Annotated in this window: 14 protein-coding genes and 1 pseudogene; 6 read left to right on the forward strand and 9 right to left on the reverse strand. The window is 33.7% G+C overall.

What is annotated here, in order from left to right:
* The first annotated feature begins 7 nt into the window (after nt 1-7).
* The 6 genes from ACP7AV_RS12885 to ACP7AV_RS12910 all read left to right on the forward strand — a co-directional run bounded on the left by ACP7AV_RS12885 (nt 8) and on the right by ACP7AV_RS12910 (nt 6373).
* Nucleotides 8-529: a PH domain-containing protein gene (locus ACP7AV_RS12885; RefSeq protein ID WP_426092296.1), complete on the forward strand. Its 522-nt coding sequence runs from the start codon at nt 8-10 to the stop codon at nt 527-529.
* Nucleotides 529-2043 carry a PH domain-containing protein gene (locus ACP7AV_RS12890; protein WP_426092297.1) on the forward strand — a complete coding sequence of 505 codons (1515 nt, stop codon included), beginning with the start codon at nt 529-531 and terminating at the stop codon, nt 2041-2043. The genes ACP7AV_RS12885 and ACP7AV_RS12890 overlap by 1 nt, the downstream gene beginning before the upstream one ends.
* An 85-nt stretch (nt 2044-2128) precedes the next feature.
* Nucleotides 2129-3091 carry a 1,4-dihydroxy-2-naphthoate octaprenyltransferase gene (menA, locus tag ACP7AV_RS12895; protein ID WP_426092298.1) on the forward strand — a complete coding sequence of 321 codons (963 nt, stop codon included), beginning with the start codon at nt 2129-2131 and terminating at the stop codon, nt 3089-3091.
* Nucleotides 3092-3136: 45 nt separating this feature from the next.
* Nucleotides 3137-3814: a metal-dependent hydrolase gene (locus ACP7AV_RS12900; RefSeq protein ID WP_426092300.1), complete on the forward strand. Its 678-nt coding sequence runs from the start codon at nt 3137-3139 to the stop codon at nt 3812-3814.
* Nucleotides 3815-3985: 171 nt separating this feature from the next.
* Nucleotides 3986-5194 (forward strand): tetratricopeptide repeat protein, encoded by a 1209-nt coding sequence (locus ACP7AV_RS12905; RefSeq protein ID WP_426092301.1) that lies wholly within the window; start codon nt 3986-3988, stop codon nt 5192-5194.
* Between the two features lie 132 nt (nt 5195-5326).
* Nucleotides 5327-6373, forward strand: a complete 1047-nt coding sequence (locus ACP7AV_RS12910; protein ID WP_426092302.1) for an o-succinylbenzoate synthase — start codon at nt 5327-5329, stop codon at nt 6371-6373.
* Between the two features lie 4 nt (nt 6374-6377).
* Here ACP7AV_RS12910 and ACP7AV_RS12915 read toward each other — a convergent pair whose 3' ends face one another.
* The 9 genes and pseudogenes from ACP7AV_RS12915 to ACP7AV_RS12955 form a co-directional block, all read right to left on the reverse strand.
* Nucleotides 6378-7463 carry an AI-2E family transporter gene (locus ACP7AV_RS12915; protein WP_426092303.1) on the reverse strand — a complete coding sequence of 362 codons (1086 nt, stop codon included), beginning with the start codon at nt 7461-7463 and terminating at the stop codon, nt 6378-6380.
* Between the two features lie 112 nt (nt 7464-7575).
* Nucleotides 7576-8023, reverse strand: a pseudogene (locus ACP7AV_RS12920) (DinB family protein).
* Nucleotides 8013-8492 (reverse strand): nuclear transport factor 2 family protein, encoded by a 480-nt coding sequence (locus ACP7AV_RS12925; RefSeq protein WP_426092304.1) that lies wholly within the window; start codon nt 8490-8492, stop codon nt 8013-8015. Before ACP7AV_RS12925 ends, ACP7AV_RS12920 begins: the two are co-directional and overlap by 11 nt.
* Nucleotides 8493-8735: 243 nt before the next feature.
* Nucleotides 8736-10769, reverse strand: a complete 2034-nt coding sequence (locus ACP7AV_RS12930; RefSeq protein ID WP_426092305.1) for an OmpA family protein — start codon at nt 10767-10769, stop codon at nt 8736-8738.
* A 78-nt stretch (nt 10770-10847) separates the two neighbouring features.
* On the reverse strand, nt 10848-12629 hold the full coding sequence (locus ACP7AV_RS12935) for an Ig-like domain-containing protein (protein WP_426092306.1): 1782 nt from the start codon (nt 12627-12629) through the stop codon (nt 10848-10850).
* Between the two features lie 924 nt (nt 12630-13553).
* Complete coding sequence (locus tag ACP7AV_RS12940; RefSeq protein ID WP_426063116.1) at nt 13554-13910, reverse strand: hypothetical protein; 357 nt, start codon at nt 13908-13910, stop codon at nt 13554-13556.
* A gap of 1 nt (nt 13911) precedes the next feature.
* Nucleotides 13912-14259: a hypothetical protein gene (locus ACP7AV_RS12945; protein WP_426092307.1), complete on the reverse strand. Its 348-nt coding sequence runs from the start codon at nt 14257-14259 to the stop codon at nt 13912-13914.
* 52 nt (nt 14260-14311) lie between these two features.
* A complete protein-coding gene (locus tag ACP7AV_RS12950) occupies nt 14312-14644 on the reverse strand; it encodes a YtxH domain-containing protein (protein WP_426092308.1) in 333 nt (110 codons plus the stop codon).
* 41 nt (nt 14645-14685) lie between these two features.
* Nucleotides 14686-14838, reverse strand: coding sequence for a lmo0937 family membrane protein (locus ACP7AV_RS12955; RefSeq protein ID WP_113633709.1), 153 nt, complete (start codon nt 14836-14838; stop codon nt 14686-14688).
* Nucleotides 14839-14861: the final 23 nt, after the last annotated feature.

Consider the following 14861-nt stretch of genomic DNA (forward strand, 5'->3'; position numbering starts at 1 on the left):
TTTATAAATGGAAAATTTCACAAACGAAACAATTGATACCAGCCAGCTTCCTAAGTTTGAGGAAGTCGCTTTTACGAATTTGCATCCTAAATACATTACAGTGGTATTGATTAGTTTGGTGAGAATTATTGCAATAGTAGTTCTGATTCCAATACTACTTTCGATGCTTAAACCCGAATTGTTTTCAGGAAGAGTCTGGTTGATTTTAGGAATTGTAATTCCTGTATTTTCGATTTTGTTAGTCGTATTTTCTGTTATTGGATTCAAGAAAAAAGGATTTGCATTCCGGGAACACGATGTGCTTTTTAGACACGGAATTATTGCTACCAATACTATCGTAATTCCTTATAACAGAGTGCAGCATGTGGCGTTGCATGAAGGGTTTATTTCGCGTTATTTTGGACTTGCCAAAATAGAAATTTTTACTGCCGGCGGAAGTTCCAGTGATATTGAAATCCCCGGAATCGAAAAAGAACAAGCCGAGAATATCAAACAATTGTTGATGGGTAAAATACAAAAGCAATTGTAATGGGAGCCGATTTTAGTCAGCCACAGCGGCAATCTTCAATAGGGATTTTGGTAATGTTTTTTTACACGCTTCAGCAGTATGCCAGAGCGTTGTGGCCCATGATTGTGATTTGGATTTTTAAGTTTGACGAGGTTAATAAATTATATTTTTTCGTTGGAATGGTGGCCATCTTCGTGAGTATTGGAGTTGTTTCTTATTTGAAATATCTTAATTTTACTTTCTTTTTGGATGCTGAAAATGAAGAATTCGTTATTACAGATGGCGTTTTGAATAAAACCAAAACTGCTATTCAGCTTCGTAAAATTCAACAAGTAAATATAAATCAGTCTTTTCTTCAAAAGTTAATTGGGGTTTATGAATTGGATGTAGATACAGCCGGAAGCAATAAAAAAGAAGGCGCCATCAAAGCCATTTCACATGAATTGGCTTTAGAGTTGAAATTTCGTTTGTTGGAAAATGAAGAATTAAAGAGTGCAATTGGAACTGAAGAAACTTCATTGGAGGAAACCGAGCAAAAACTATTTGAAGCTGCGCATCCTTTTATAAAAATAAGTTTTTTGAGTTTGCTAAAAGTTGGAGTTACCTCTAATTATGGAAGAAGTATCGCTTTATTGGTAATTTTCTTTAGTACGATTTACGAGAATTTTCAAAATTTTGGAGATGAAAGCAATGTTTATAAAGAAAAAGTAGGCTCGTATATCGATAAAAACTTAGTGTTACAAACTATTCTAATATCGATAGCGTTTTTGTTTGGGATCGTATTAGTTATTAATGTAATACGAATCGTTTTTAAATATTATAATTATAAAATAACCCGACAAAGAGGGTCATTGCTATTATCTTTTGGCTTATTGAACACAAAAAGTACCATCATAAAACCTGAAAAAGTTCAGATTACAACCATCAGAAGGAATTATTTTCAAAAGAAACTGGGAATTCTGGAACTGAAAATCAGACAAGCGACCAGTGGAGAGAAAGAAGAACGCAAGTCGGTAATAGAAATTCCGGGCTGTAATGAGAATGAAAGCGATTCAATTTTAAAATTATTGTTTAATGAAATTCCTGAAAAAGGATTAATGCTTCAGCCTAATTTTCGCAAACTTATTTTTTCTATTTTTCTGTCAATTGGATTACCTTTGTTGGGATTTATGGCGATAGGTTATTGGCTTGAACCTGTATTTTTCGATTACAGTTATGTCGTGCCTATTTATGTTGTTATTATTGGATTAATCCAATATTTTAAATTTAAAAATAACCGATTATTCATCCACGATAATTTTATAATAAAACAAAGTGGCTCTTGGGATATTAGCAATGATATTATTGAGCCCAGTAAAATACAAGCAATTACAACTTCGCAGCTCTTCTGGCATAAAAAGTTGAATATCGGTTCGATAACATTGCATACAGCAGGAGGAAATATAGCTTTTCAGTTGGGGAATTATTCAATACTAAAACAACAAGTCAACCTTTGGTTGTACGAAATTGAAACTTCCGATAGTAATTGGATGTAAAATAAAATGGTTTAAAGTTTATGGTTTAAAGTTGTATGCGCAACAAATCTTAAGTTTTATACTTCAAATTTTTAAATAAAAAAACATGAAACATTGGATTGAAGCCGCACGTTTACGAACATTACCTCTATCGGTTTCCGGAATAATAGTTGGAAGTATGTACGCTTTGGCACACCCAACAGATAACATATTAACCCCGACAGAAGTTTTTAACTGGCGATTGTTTGGTTTTGCTATGTTGACAACATTAGGATTGCAAATACTGTCCAATTTTGCCAATGATTACGGCGATGGAATGAAAGGAACGGATAATGAAGACAGAGTAGGTCCTAAACGCACCATACAAAGCGGCGTCATTACTCCACAAGCCATGAAACGCGCCATTATTATTACATCTGCGTTGACATTACTTTCCGCGATGTTGTTGATTTATTATGCCTTTTCCGATACTAATTTATGGTATTCCTTATTTTATTTGATATTGGGAATTTTAGCAATCATATCGGCCATCCGTTATACAGTGGGAAATACAGCTTACGGTTACAAGGGATTTGGCGACATATTCGTCTTTGTGTTTTTCGGTTTGGTAAGTACATTAGGAGTAAATTTTTTATATTCGAAACAGTTGGATTTTCAATTGGTTTTACCTGCAATTGCCATTGGATTATTGAGCGTTGGCGTTTTAAATCTGAATAATATGCGGGACGAAGCATCGGATAGTAAGTCAAATAAAAATACAATTGTCGTAAAAATTGGCGGAGCCAAAGCTAAAATATACCATTACTTTCTAATTGTAACGGCGATGGTTTTGGTATTGATTTTTGCAATTGTAGACGATTTTCACTTTGATCAATATTTGTTTTTATTGGCGTATATTCCATTAACCAAACATTTAATTACCGTTTATAAAAACCAAATCCCTAAGGAATTAGATCCTGAATTAAAAAAACTGGCACTGAGTACTTTTGCACTTTCTGTATTGTTGTCGTTAGGTATGATTTACTTTTTTTCGGATATAATCGTAAATACTTTTTTAGGAGGGAGATAAAGTAGTAATCAATCACTGAGTCATATAATTTTTAAATTAAAAAAGATGAAAATAACATTTTACGGCCACGCGTCATTAGGAATCGAAGTTGGAGGCAAACACATCATTGTAGATCCTTACATTTCTGCAAATCCAAATGCAGCGCACATTGATATGGATGCTTTCAAAGCGGATTATATTTTGCTTACGCATGCCCACGAAGATCATATTCTGGATGTGGAGGCAATTGCCAAAAGAACCAATGCGGTAATTGTTTCCAATGCTGAAATTGCAGGTTTTTATGGCGCAAAAGGGCTTCAATCGCACCCGATGAATCATGGCGGAAGCTGGAATTTCGATTTTGGGAAACTAAAATATGTAAATGCCATTCATTCCAGTTCGTTTCCTGATGGGAGTTACGGAGGAAATCCGGGTGGTTTTGTCATCGAAGGTGAACATAAAAACGTTTATATTGCTGGCGATACGGCACTTTCTATGGATATGAAACTGATTCCAATGCGTACTAAACTTGACTTGGCGATTTTGCCGATAGGCGATAATTTCACCATGGACGTTGAGGATGCGATTATAGCTTCTGATTTCTTGGATTGCGATAAAATCTTGGGTTACCATTATGATACTTTCGGTTTTATCGAAATTGACCATGAAGAATCCATTCGTAAATTCTTTGATAAAGGAAAAGATTTAATGTTACTGGAAATAGGAAGTTCTATCGAATTGTAATGTCATTGCGAATTTTTTGAAGCAATCTCCTGCTATCCGCTTGTATCTTTACTTGCTTAAAAACGCAAGTAAAGGATACCGCTTTTATCAGGGCTAGGGTTATCGTTGCTTCATAACTTTATCAACTTTGCGAAAACTTTGTTCGCTTTGTGTTTAAATTTTATATCAATCATGTGTAAGAAGAATTTTATCGTTCTATTTCTGTTTTTAATTACTGCAAATATCGTTTTCGCGCAAAAAGACGGTTATTGGGATAAAACTCGCGCTACAACCGAAGAGATAAAGGTTTCCGCCAGAGGTAGAATCATTATTAAAACCCAAGATTTCCATGAAGGAACGACCGAAGTAGTCTATAGAATAACGCTTTTGGATAAAAATCAGCAATTGGCTGGAAGTTTGGTTTCAGTTTTGAAAGCTATTCCGGATCCAACGGGAATTAGTCAAGGTGCGGCAGGAGCGGTTTTTATCCTATCTAAAATCTCTGCTGATGATAAATGCAAGTACGCCATCTTCTCGAGTGCCGAATTAGCCTCAAAATACAAAGAAAACGGCAAAACGGATGACGCGTGTTTGGTTCAGGATACACCGGTCAGCAAAGATGCAAAGCGACTTTCGACAGAGAAATCAACTTGTATGCAGTCAAACTCTGAAAATTTATGGTTTGGTTTTGAAAGTAAAAACTGGATTATGAATCAAAAAATCATCCTTGAAGTTGTGCCGTGGGTCGATAATAAACTCAGTCGTGGCTGGACGCTTGAAAACAGAAAAGCAATTATCGATCAATGCAAAACTTCTAATTTGGCTCAAAAAATGACCAATTCCGATGATTTTTGCGTTTGTATTCTTGATAAAATTAAATCTAAGTACAAGTTTAAGGAATTTCAGAAATTATTGGCTGTAGAACGCGCTAAAGCGTTTAAAGATTTTGGTACTAGTTGTTTTGGTGAAAGCAGTCTTTCTAAAAGTGTGTATAATGATTTGCGCAAGCAAGCTGCAGGATTAGCAAAACAAGGAAAGCAAGGCGAAGCGATTCAGAAACTTACTACAATAATCAACGACGGAAAAGCAACTGCTTTAGATTATAATTCTATTGGGAATAGCTATCTTTTGACAAAGCAATACGGGAAAGCGATAAAATTTCTGAAAGAAGGCGAGAAGCTCGACGGCACAGAACTATTAATACAACTCAATTTGGCACATGGCTATTTATTGAATGATAACTATGCTTCGGCAAAAGCAATTTACAAAAAGTATCAATCACAAAATGTAACGGATAGTTTGGGTTGGACTCAAAAAGTAGAACAAGATATTGTGACTTTCAAAAAAGAGGGAATAGCTTCCGATGATTTTGATAGAGTTTTGAAGTTGATGAATAAATAAATTTATAACTTAAATGCCTTATATGTTTTAAAGAAGCGATTAATTTTTTTTACCATTTAAGGCATTTAAGTTTTGATAAAATTAGTCAGATATAAGTTTACTGGATTAAAATAACTCATAATTTATAATTTCTTGAAAGCAACCTATCACAAATACATTCTGGATTTCAAGCGACCATCAGGAACTTCCCGTGGCGTTATGACCGAAAAAGAAACTTGGTTTATTGTCTTGGAACAGGACGGTAAAAAAGGAATAGGAGAGTGCGGAATTCTTCGCGGATTGAGTATTGATGACCGACCAGATTATGAAGAAAAATTACAATGGACTTGCTACAATATCCACTTAGGAAAACACCAGCTTTGGGGAGCGTTATTGGAGTTTCCTTCGATACAATTTGGAATGGAAATGGCGTTCCAATCTTTGGAGAGTGAAAACCCTTTTTTGTTGTTTCCTTCGGACTTCACAAACGGTATAAAATCCATATTGATCAATGGTTTAGTTTGGATGGGTGAGGAGGCTTTTATGAAGCAGCAAATCGAGGAAAAACTAGCGCAGGGTTTCCGATGCATTAAACTTAAAATTGGAGCAATTGATTTCGATAAAGAATTACAATTATTACGGTTTATTCGGGAACATTTCACTCCGGAACAAGTCGAAATTCGGGTGGATGCTAACGGGGCTTTTGATATAGATTTAGCTTTAAATAAACTATTACAACTATCTGAATTTAAATTACATAGTATAGAGCAGCCAATTCAAAAAAATAACACTGACAGGATGGCAGAGCTATGTAAAACCACTCCTTTTCCTATTGCTTTGGATGAAGAGCTGATTGGGGTGTTTACATTAGCAGAAAAAGAACAATTACTGGAGAAAATCAAGCCACAATACATCATTTTGAAGCCTAGTTTTGTAGGCGGTTTTCGAGGTACACAAGAGTGGATTTCATTGGCTGAAAAGCATAAAATTGGGTGGTGGATTACCTCCGCTTTGGAGAGTAATATTGGACTGAACGCGATTGCGCAGTGGACCTTTTTACAACATAATTTAATGCCTCAAGGATTAGGAACCGGAGCACTTTACACCAATAATTTTGACTGTCCGCTCGAAGTTTCAGTAGGGCAGTTGTGGTATAAGAAAGAATTGGATTGGGCTTTTGATTTTGGCCTTTTAAAATAGATTATTATGATGTTTGCTTTTGGTCACCATTTCCCAATAACACGGATAACGTCTTTAAACTTGGTGTGCGATCCGCTATCAACTTGATGATGCTTATGAATGGAATAAAAAGAATCATTCCTGCTGCTCCCCAAATAATGCCTCCAACGATTACTACAATAATAATGATAAGTGTATTTATTTTTAAACGGCTTCCTACTGCAAAAGGAAATACAATATAGGCTTCAAGTGCTTGAACAATCGAAAAAACAGCAATAACGGCTAATGGATACCAGATAGAATTGTACGTTATCCAGGAAACCGCAATAGGCAAGAGCGAAGATATCATGATTCCCACATATGGAATAAAAGTGAGGATTGAGGCTATAAAACCAAACAGAAAAGGATTTGGCACCCCAATTATCCAAAGTCCAATGCTGTTTAATAATCCAACTATTAAATAAACTATTAACATTCCTTTGATGAAATTGTAATATTCATGAATGGTTTCAATGAGAATTTCGTGAATGGTATTTTTACGCTCTGGTGGAAAAAGTTCATATAAAGCATTTGATAATAACTGTCGATGGAAAAGTATTAATGCCGAAAAAACAGGAATCATTATTAAAAAAAATAATGATGTAGATAACGAGTATGCGGTATTTCGTAACATGGAAAAAGCTAGTGAACCAGAATCGTTGACCGTATTATTAATGAATTCCGTTTGTTTTTCCAGACTAATATTAAATCTTTCTACGATAAAAACACTTAATTGATGTATCGATTGGTTCAGTTTGACTCTCAAAGATTCCCATTCGTGAAGAAATTCAGAGAACTGTATGAACAATAAATAAATAATAGAACCCGCTAAAAGTGTTACACCTAAAATAGAGATAAAAATGGCTATACCTTTTTTAATGCCTTTTGTTTCCATCCATTTGCAAACAGGGTATAGTATAAATCCAATGAGTAATGAAAAACTCAACGGAATAAATAGTGTTTTTCCAAAATAGAGTATCAGAGAAACTACTACTATAAACTGGAGTATCTCTAAAATGGAATATTTCCTACTAGATTGAAACGCAACGGGTTTTTTAGAAGATTCTGACATATAATTGTTGTATTGTAAGCGTTATTTCTTACTCTTCCTAACTTTATAAACGATTTAAGTATGAACCTAAAACGTGTAGCAATTTACTAAATTGCCGATCATTGCTAATGTTTTAAGATTCCAATAATCCTCTGTGGTAATTAATTTGTCCCAGATGATAGGCTAGGTGCGTGGTCAAATGGACAAGAATAAACTCAGTAGAAGTATTGTTTTCGAAAACTAAAAGGAGGGTATTCCTTTTTTAATTCTTCTTCTGATATTGTATTTAATGCATTGTCAACAACGGCAATGGTTTCTTCGATTTTTTGTATTAATTCTGCTCTTGGAATATCTTTTAGTGAAAATTCGAGTGCTCGGTTTCTGATATATCCGGTTTTTCCAAATTCGGCGCCAATGTATGTATTAAGATTTCCTACCAAATGCAAACAAAGATTCCCGGCTGAATTAGCGATACCTTTTTGGATTTTCCAAATATCACTTTCATTTTGGTACGACTCAATTTCGGTTTTTAGCTGATTTAAATCTCGGTTGAATAGTGTCTTTAAACTTTCAATTAGCATTTTTAGTTTCTTTGTATTTTTTCAATGATGAAAGTGCTTGTTGTTGTATTTTTTTTTGAAAAAAACCAGTCCAACCTAATAAATATCCGGTAGTTCCAAACGCTTGTTTGGACCATTTCCAGATGTCAAACTCATCGGTTTGCTTTATTATTAATCCGTCTTTAAATTGAAATTGAGATTGAATAATATTTACTATTTTTCTATTGGTTTTGCTAAAGTTGTATCTTGCGATCCATTGTGCGGAACCCAAGTAGTCATCCGCTTTAAGGTTTGAGAATTCAATCTTGATGTTTCCTTTACTTTTTTCAATCAACATTTTCCACATTTGGCAAACATCATCTCCTTTTAATAAACCGAACGCAGGATCTCGAAACTGAATGATGGGAGAATAACATTCACACATTGTTGCCGCGTCAGCATTTGCAAAAGCAGTATAAAATTTGACAAGTATTTGTTCGTTTGAAGTCATGTTTTACATAAAGTGAATAGTAAAAATACTATTTTTTTTTGCTTTAATCTACTGTTTGAAAATGAAATTGGAAAATACAAAATCTGATCAGATGCTTTTTTATGACAATTATTTAAAAGAATTAATTCTTGTTCATTGAGTTACCATAGATTAATGAGTTAAATTTTGGCACAAAAAAAGGATAGACTTTTAAGTTTCTATCCTTTTTTGTTAAATATAAAATGTATTCTCTGCTAATTTGAATTATTTAGCGGCGGGAATAATATCAATAATTACGGTACGATTGTAAAAACGTTCTTCAGGAGTTTTGTTTTCAAAAGGAGCATTATTTTCATTTTCACCGTAACCAGATACTTCGAATTTAACATCGTTTCTGCCGGTTTTAGTTAAAGAACTTTCAATGATACGTTTTACATCATTTGCACGTGAAAGAGATAATCCTTGATTGTAAATTTCTTCACCAATAATATCAGTATGACCTTTGATAACTACCGTTGCTCCAGAAGGAATTTTCGGTGCTACCACTTCAGTAAGGTATTTTTCATACATTGTGATTGCTGTAGAGCTATTAAATTCATAGATGATACTGTATCTCATGCCTTCGTCCATTTTTGCAGGAGTCCAAAGCACCATGTGAACCGGAGTTTCTTTCTCTACAATTTTACCACTTTTAGTTTGACCAATCATCTTTACTTTATAATCTCCTTCTGGACGACTACCCAAAATTAAATTTCCAGGAATTTTAACTTCTTCCTCAGTATAAGGGCCAAAAGATTGTACTTTTCCTTGTTCGTCAGCGATTTGTAATGACCAAGAAGATAAAGCTTCGCCAGCTCCTTTATTATTAAAGGTCACATAACTTTCAACAGGTGCCACTTGTGATGGAACAATTTGTACTGGTTTCAATGGAGCATTAGGGCCACTTTGAAATTCCATCAATAAATCTGGAGAGTTACTTTCGATAGAAACTCTACGATCTCCTTCACGTAGTAACACTAATTCTTGTGTTCCTCCTGGTTGTTCAGATGGAATATTTGGTTTGTTTTGACCTTTGGTTGTAATTCTAGCTTCATTTATAGCAAATACATTTACCAAATATGTTTTAACAGATTCTGCCATAGTGAGACCATCTGTATTGCCATTATTTGATGAACCCACCAAAGTAATTGTCGCTGAAGGATTTTTTTGCATACGGTCTCCTAGAATATTCAAAACGTTATAATAAACAGTCATTTGACGTTTAGAACGATCTGATAAGTTTGTTGGAGCAAATGTTTCCAATTGATCTTCTTTAAAGTCTTTTACTTGAGCTTTCGTTAACAAAACATAACGATTTGGAATTTCACTTGATCCTTCATTAAAGAAAACGTAATTTCTAAGTGGGAAAATTTCAGTCATTCTGCTTTCTCCGGGAACATTGCTTGGAGAATTTACAGTGAAATTAACCTCACGGTCTTGAACCATATCTGTAGCCTGCTGGATATTTTGTCCTTGTCCAAATTTAAGCGCAACACCAGCTCTGATCGTAGTTATGTTCCATGTTTCTGTTGCACGTGGATTTTGACCAAAATAAGGTTGGAAAGAAACAAAAGGAGACAATATAAATTGTGTTTTGTTACTATCTGAAGAAAGTGGAATATCATAACCAGCACCAATTTGCATTGACAAAATAGTTTCTTCAATTTCACTAAATTCACCTGTTACAGCAGCAGAAGGTGCTTGATCAGGGAAAGCTGGATTAATACCTAATTGATACGTAAATGATTTATCCATATTGAAAGCCAAACGTGGACCTCCATAGAGGTAAAAATTAGATTTAAACGGTGCAAAACGTACGCTTGGTTCTACGGTGATGTAACTGAGGTCAGTTGATAAATCTGCAGGACAATCGCATGCTGTAAGTACTTGATCAAAAGAACCCTTACGGCTATCATAACCCGCTTGTAGCATTACTCCCCATCTTGAAGTAGCAGGACGGTATTCTAAAAGTGGCGCAACAAAAAGACCAATACCATCTCCATCGTGAAATGTAGCGGGAGGTGTAAAAGCAGCATTCAACTGGTTTGTAGAACCACGATAAAAATTAGCATTAGCACCACCAGCAACTCCAAAGTACCACGAAGGTTTTGCATATTTTATTACTTGAGCTTCTTGAGCTTGAACCGTTGTTTGTAAACTTAACCATGATAAAGCAATAATTGCAGCTCCTTTAACGGTTAGTTTATTGGGAGACAATGAAATACATAATGTCTCTTTATAAATATTTTTTGATATCATTTTTATATATTTTAATATTAGATTTTATTTAAATGAATCCCGCCCAAAGACGGGATATTTAAACTATATATTGACTGCTTAGTTTGCTGGAATATTAATAATGGTATTTACCATAGTTACTGAAGCGATTAATGAAATTGCTCTTCCGTTTAATACCGTTTCTTGTCCTGGTAAAGTTGTGCTACTACCTGGAGAAGATAACGTAACTCCGTCTTCTGCTATTATATTTCCTGTCATAACACCACCACCTGCGTAATTAATTACAGCTGCGCTACCTACATACCAATACACATTTTTGGCTAATGCACCACCTGTCAATCTAACATTTCTGGTAGCTGCTGGAGAACCTACTGTTAATGAAGATTCTGCTTGGAAAATCCAGACATCAGTTGCGCTTCCAGATAAAGTCAAATCTCCGTTTGTGATTTTGTATGAACCACTAGCTGATTTATAAACTCCTGCGGCTAAAGTTAATCCACCTAACTCACCTGATCCTTGGTCACTTCCACCCGGTTTTGCAGCTGGTGAAATACTGTTCCATAACGCTCTTGCTTCATTTAATCCTTCAAGTGCTTTTTGTGCTTTTAAAGCATTCCCTGGCGATGGTGCAGCGGCATATATTCCACCAAATACTAATCCATTATTAAGTGGAGTAACAGTGTAAACTTCATTCGGGGAAGCTAATCGATCAGTGAAACCTGTTACTAATGTGGAAGCAGCTGTTGTTCCTATTCCTCCATTATTAATCCTGGTATTGAGACCTTGGTTTGTAATTCCTGCATTTCCACCAAATACTCCGAAGAATAAACCTGTTGTTGGGGCGGGAGTATTTAAAATCAATGTGGTAAATTTCCATACGTAGTCATTTGCTAAAGGTACTCCGGTAGCACTTATTGCACCAGTTGTAATTGTAGCAGTGTAAACTCTACCCTCTAATAAAGCATTAGTAGGCTTAAAAGAGGCAGTAGACCCTGCATAAGTTACTGCTCCAGCAATTACAGTTGTACCTTCTCTTAAAGTAAAAGTTGTTCTGCTAATTGTTGACGAATTCATGATCATACTAAAATTAGCAGTTATTGTTTTATTAAGTCTAATTCCTGTTTCATCGTTTATAGGATCTGTAGAAGTTACGGTTGGGGCTACCAAGGCACCTGTTGTAAATTTCCATACATAATCACTTACTAATGTGGTGTTGTCTAAATTTGTTACTGATTTTGCAATTGTTGCTGTGTAAACCGTATTTGGAGTTAAAGGTTGTGTAGGAGTAAAAATAGCTGTAGTTCCGTTATAAGTTACAGTTCCTGCAATAGCTGTAGTTCCTTGTTTCAATGTGTACGAAGTTGCAGTGATAGTGGAAGACTTCATTGGCATATTGAAGTTTGCACTTACGACTTTGTTTAAAAACACATTAGTAGCGTTATTGGCTGGATCCGTAAATGTAACCATAGGAGTAATTGTTAAACCAGTACTAAAAGTCCAATTAGTTTCTGTTTGCAATGCATTACCTGTAAGATCTGTTACTGTTCGTGTTATTCTAGCACTGTAAGTTGTGTTAGGTTTTAGCAAAGCCGATGGAGTAAAGGTTGCTGTTGTACCGGAGTATGATACTGCACCTGTTATTTCTGACGTACCATTTTTTAATGTAAATGAAGATTGGTTTATTGTTGCAGCATTCATTTCTTCATTAAAAGTAACGCTAATTAATTGATCAAGAGGTACGTTTGTAGCTCCGTTTACTGGAACGGTAGACACAACAACTGGACAAACTCCGTCGACTTCAACGAAATCATCTTGGGCACAGCCAGAAATTAATGCAATAAAAACTATTGCTAGGGTTAAAAGTAAATTTTTTGTTTTCATTTTTTTAAATTTAGGGGATTATTAATTTTACCGTCAAAATTCACACTTTTAACGACTAAATGCATTATACAATTATTTTAATAAGTTATAAAATTCACTTATTTTATTTGTTAAAAAAATAATTATGTTTTTTAAAATCAATGGTTTAAGATATTATCTATGTTAACATTGTGTTATATCATTTAATTGTTGTCAAGAAATAGGATACAAATGAAAACAACCATAGAAAAAGAAAGATAGGGGAGTGTTCATCATTCTTAAACTTTATTTTAAAATAATGGTAACGAAAAATACTACTTGTATCGCATGAAATAACAGCATTACAAACAATTGATTAAGATTATAAAGATAAATCGTGGTGGAAGTAAAACTAAAAGTTATGTTTAGACAATTTTTAATTAAAATTTTTTAAAATCATCAACATTCAACTTTTTTTCTTTTTGTATTAAATTGGATGTAAAAATTTTTAATTCTTTAATAAAAGTATCAAGCGTTAGGGCAAATTGTTTAATAAGATCTAAACATTCTCCACTCTCCCATAAAGATTTTGAAGACTCATCTTGTTGAAAAAGTATGCATAAAATATTTGCTACCAGCTATCTGAATCTGCGAGAGGTAAGTAACATAATTTCTTTTAGCCAATAATAAATTTTTTGAATGTTTTTCAGCGATATTTAGTTCAGCGTTAACTTTTATTAATTCTGAGGCTCGCTTTTATTTTTTTTGATTTTGAAAAGCCAGTAGATTGTTTTTAGGTATTAAATCTTCTTTTTATTCTTTTAATCATGATATTCCACATTAAAATTTTAAAAGTAAAAAATTTTGGAGTTGAGTACTATAGTTTTTTAACCACTTATGAGAAAACAAAGATTAGAATTAAGTTAAGTAAGAATTTTAAAAATTTTAAAAGTAATTAGCACACACTTAAACGTTTTGTAGGTCGTTGTCTATTTGTTTTCCAGACTGTTTTGTAACAATATTAGTTATTGCAAATTGCAAAACTGTACCCAATATTCTTTTAATTGGATTGTGAGTTCCTCCTAACAAAACTTTTTTAGTTAAATATCCTGTTGTCATGCCTATAACATTGCTTAGAATATTCCCTTTTATTTCAGGTGAAGTGGCTACTAATCCAAAAGCCTTTTTTATTAGATTCAAAGGTTTTAAACTTTCAAGAGTGTGATGATACTGATCTTTAAGTTGTACTAATTCATCAGCTTGTTTCATTTTCATTAATAAGATAGTTTCCTTAAGAATTTCTGTCTGGTTTATCTTTTTCATATTAATTTTTTTTAAGCATTTTAACAATCATAAAATTGCTGATAGGCGTTTTGATCCATTGATCTTTAAATATGTAAAGAATAATTGCAACTAATAAATAAAAACTTGATACTATAAAAAAGCCATAATAAACTTTGCCTACTAATTCCCCAATCCATAAAGAAAGGCCAATATTTACCAAAAAAGCAAACATTGCAAAAACAATAGAAATAGCCAATTGAGAAATAAGAGAAGATATAAAATCAGCAGTTTTATCCACTGCAGATAACTTCGCCAATTCTACTGTTGTTTTTGTGTAATCCTCTGCTCTTTCAAAAAGCATTTCTATTGTTGTTGCGTTGTTTTCCATGATATAGTTTGTAAACGGACTTAGAATGAAATTTTAAAAATTAAATATCTAATTAAATATTTGTATTTTTAATTTCGTTTTTTGCATCGTAAAATTTAGATTTTCCTTCATCAAGTAAAGTTTCACCTTCACTTTTTGAATCGTAAAATTTGGATTTTCCTTCAGATACCAGAGATTCTCCTTCTTTCCAGATTTTTTCGTATTTTTGAGTAATTGAACCCAACAGAGTATCTAACTTACCTTTTAATTCGTCAGCATAGTCATTACTTTTATCCATTATTTTTGTTCTTGTTTTGTCTCCTTTTTCAGGGGCAAACAAAACTCCTAATAATGCTCCTACAGCCACTCCACCCAAAATTCCTAATATTATTTTATCTGCTTTCATAATTATTTATTTTAATTATTATTTATTATTTTAAAATTGAATTAAATACCTCTTCCTTGAATAAGTCTAAAAAGTATCGCAATAACTGCAATTACAAGAAGTACGTGAATTATTGATCCTAAACTGAATGCAAAAAATCCGATTGCCCAAAAGATAACCAGTATCACTGCGATTGTATAAAGAAGATTGCCCATTTTTTAATTTTTTACGATTTTAT

The sequence above is a fragment of the Flavobacterium sp. DSR3-2 genome, assembly GCF_049896525.1.
Lineage (GTDB): Bacteria > Bacteroidota > Bacteroidia > Flavobacteriales > Flavobacteriaceae > Flavobacterium.

What these genes read in the sequence shown, in the direction of transcription:
- ACP7AV_RS12925 (WP_426092304.1), bottom strand. Translation starts at nt 8,492, where the DNA reads ATGACTTCAAACGAACAAATACTTGTCAAATTTTATACTGCTTTTGCA.
- ACP7AV_RS12950 (WP_426092308.1), bottom strand. Translation starts at nt 14,644, where the DNA reads ATGAAAGCAGATAAAATAATATTAGGAATTTTGGGTGGAGTGGCTGTA.
- ACP7AV_RS12915 (WP_426092303.1), bottom strand. Translation starts at nt 7,463, where the DNA reads ATGTCAGAATCTTCTAAAAAACCCGTTGCGTTTCAATCTAGTAGGAAA.
- ACP7AV_RS12935 (WP_426092306.1), bottom strand. Translation starts at nt 12,629, where the DNA reads ATGAAAACAAAAAATTTACTTTTAACCCTAGCAATAGTTTTTATTGCA.
- ACP7AV_RS12930 (WP_426092305.1), bottom strand. Translation starts at nt 10,769, where the DNA reads ATGATATCAAAAAATATTTATAAAGAGACATTATGTATTTCATTGTCT.
- ACP7AV_RS12955 (WP_113633709.1), bottom strand. Translation starts at nt 14,838, where the DNA reads ATGGGCAATCTTCTTTATACAATCGCAGTGATACTGGTTATCTTTTGG.
- ACP7AV_RS12940 (WP_426063116.1), bottom strand. Translation starts at nt 13,910, where the DNA reads ATGAAAAAGATAAACCAGACAGAAATTCTTAAGGAAACTATCTTATTA.
- ACP7AV_RS12945 (WP_426092307.1), bottom strand. Translation starts at nt 14,259, where the DNA reads ATGGAAAACAACGCAACAACAATAGAAATGCTTTTTGAAAGAGCAGAG.
- ACP7AV_RS12900 (WP_426092300.1), top strand. Translation starts at nt 3,137, where the DNA reads ATGAAAATAACATTTTACGGCCACGCGTCATTAGGAATCGAAGTTGGA.
- ACP7AV_RS12885 (WP_426092296.1), top strand. Translation starts at nt 8, where the DNA reads ATGGAAAATTTCACAAACGAAACAATTGATACCAGCCAGCTTCCTAAG.
- ACP7AV_RS12890 (WP_426092297.1), top strand. Translation starts at nt 529, where the DNA reads ATGGGAGCCGATTTTAGTCAGCCACAGCGGCAATCTTCAATAGGGATT.
- ACP7AV_RS12905 (WP_426092301.1), top strand. Translation starts at nt 3,986, where the DNA reads ATGTGTAAGAAGAATTTTATCGTTCTATTTCTGTTTTTAATTACTGCA.
- menA (WP_426092298.1), top strand. Translation starts at nt 2,129, where the DNA reads ATGAAACATTGGATTGAAGCCGCACGTTTACGAACATTACCTCTATCG.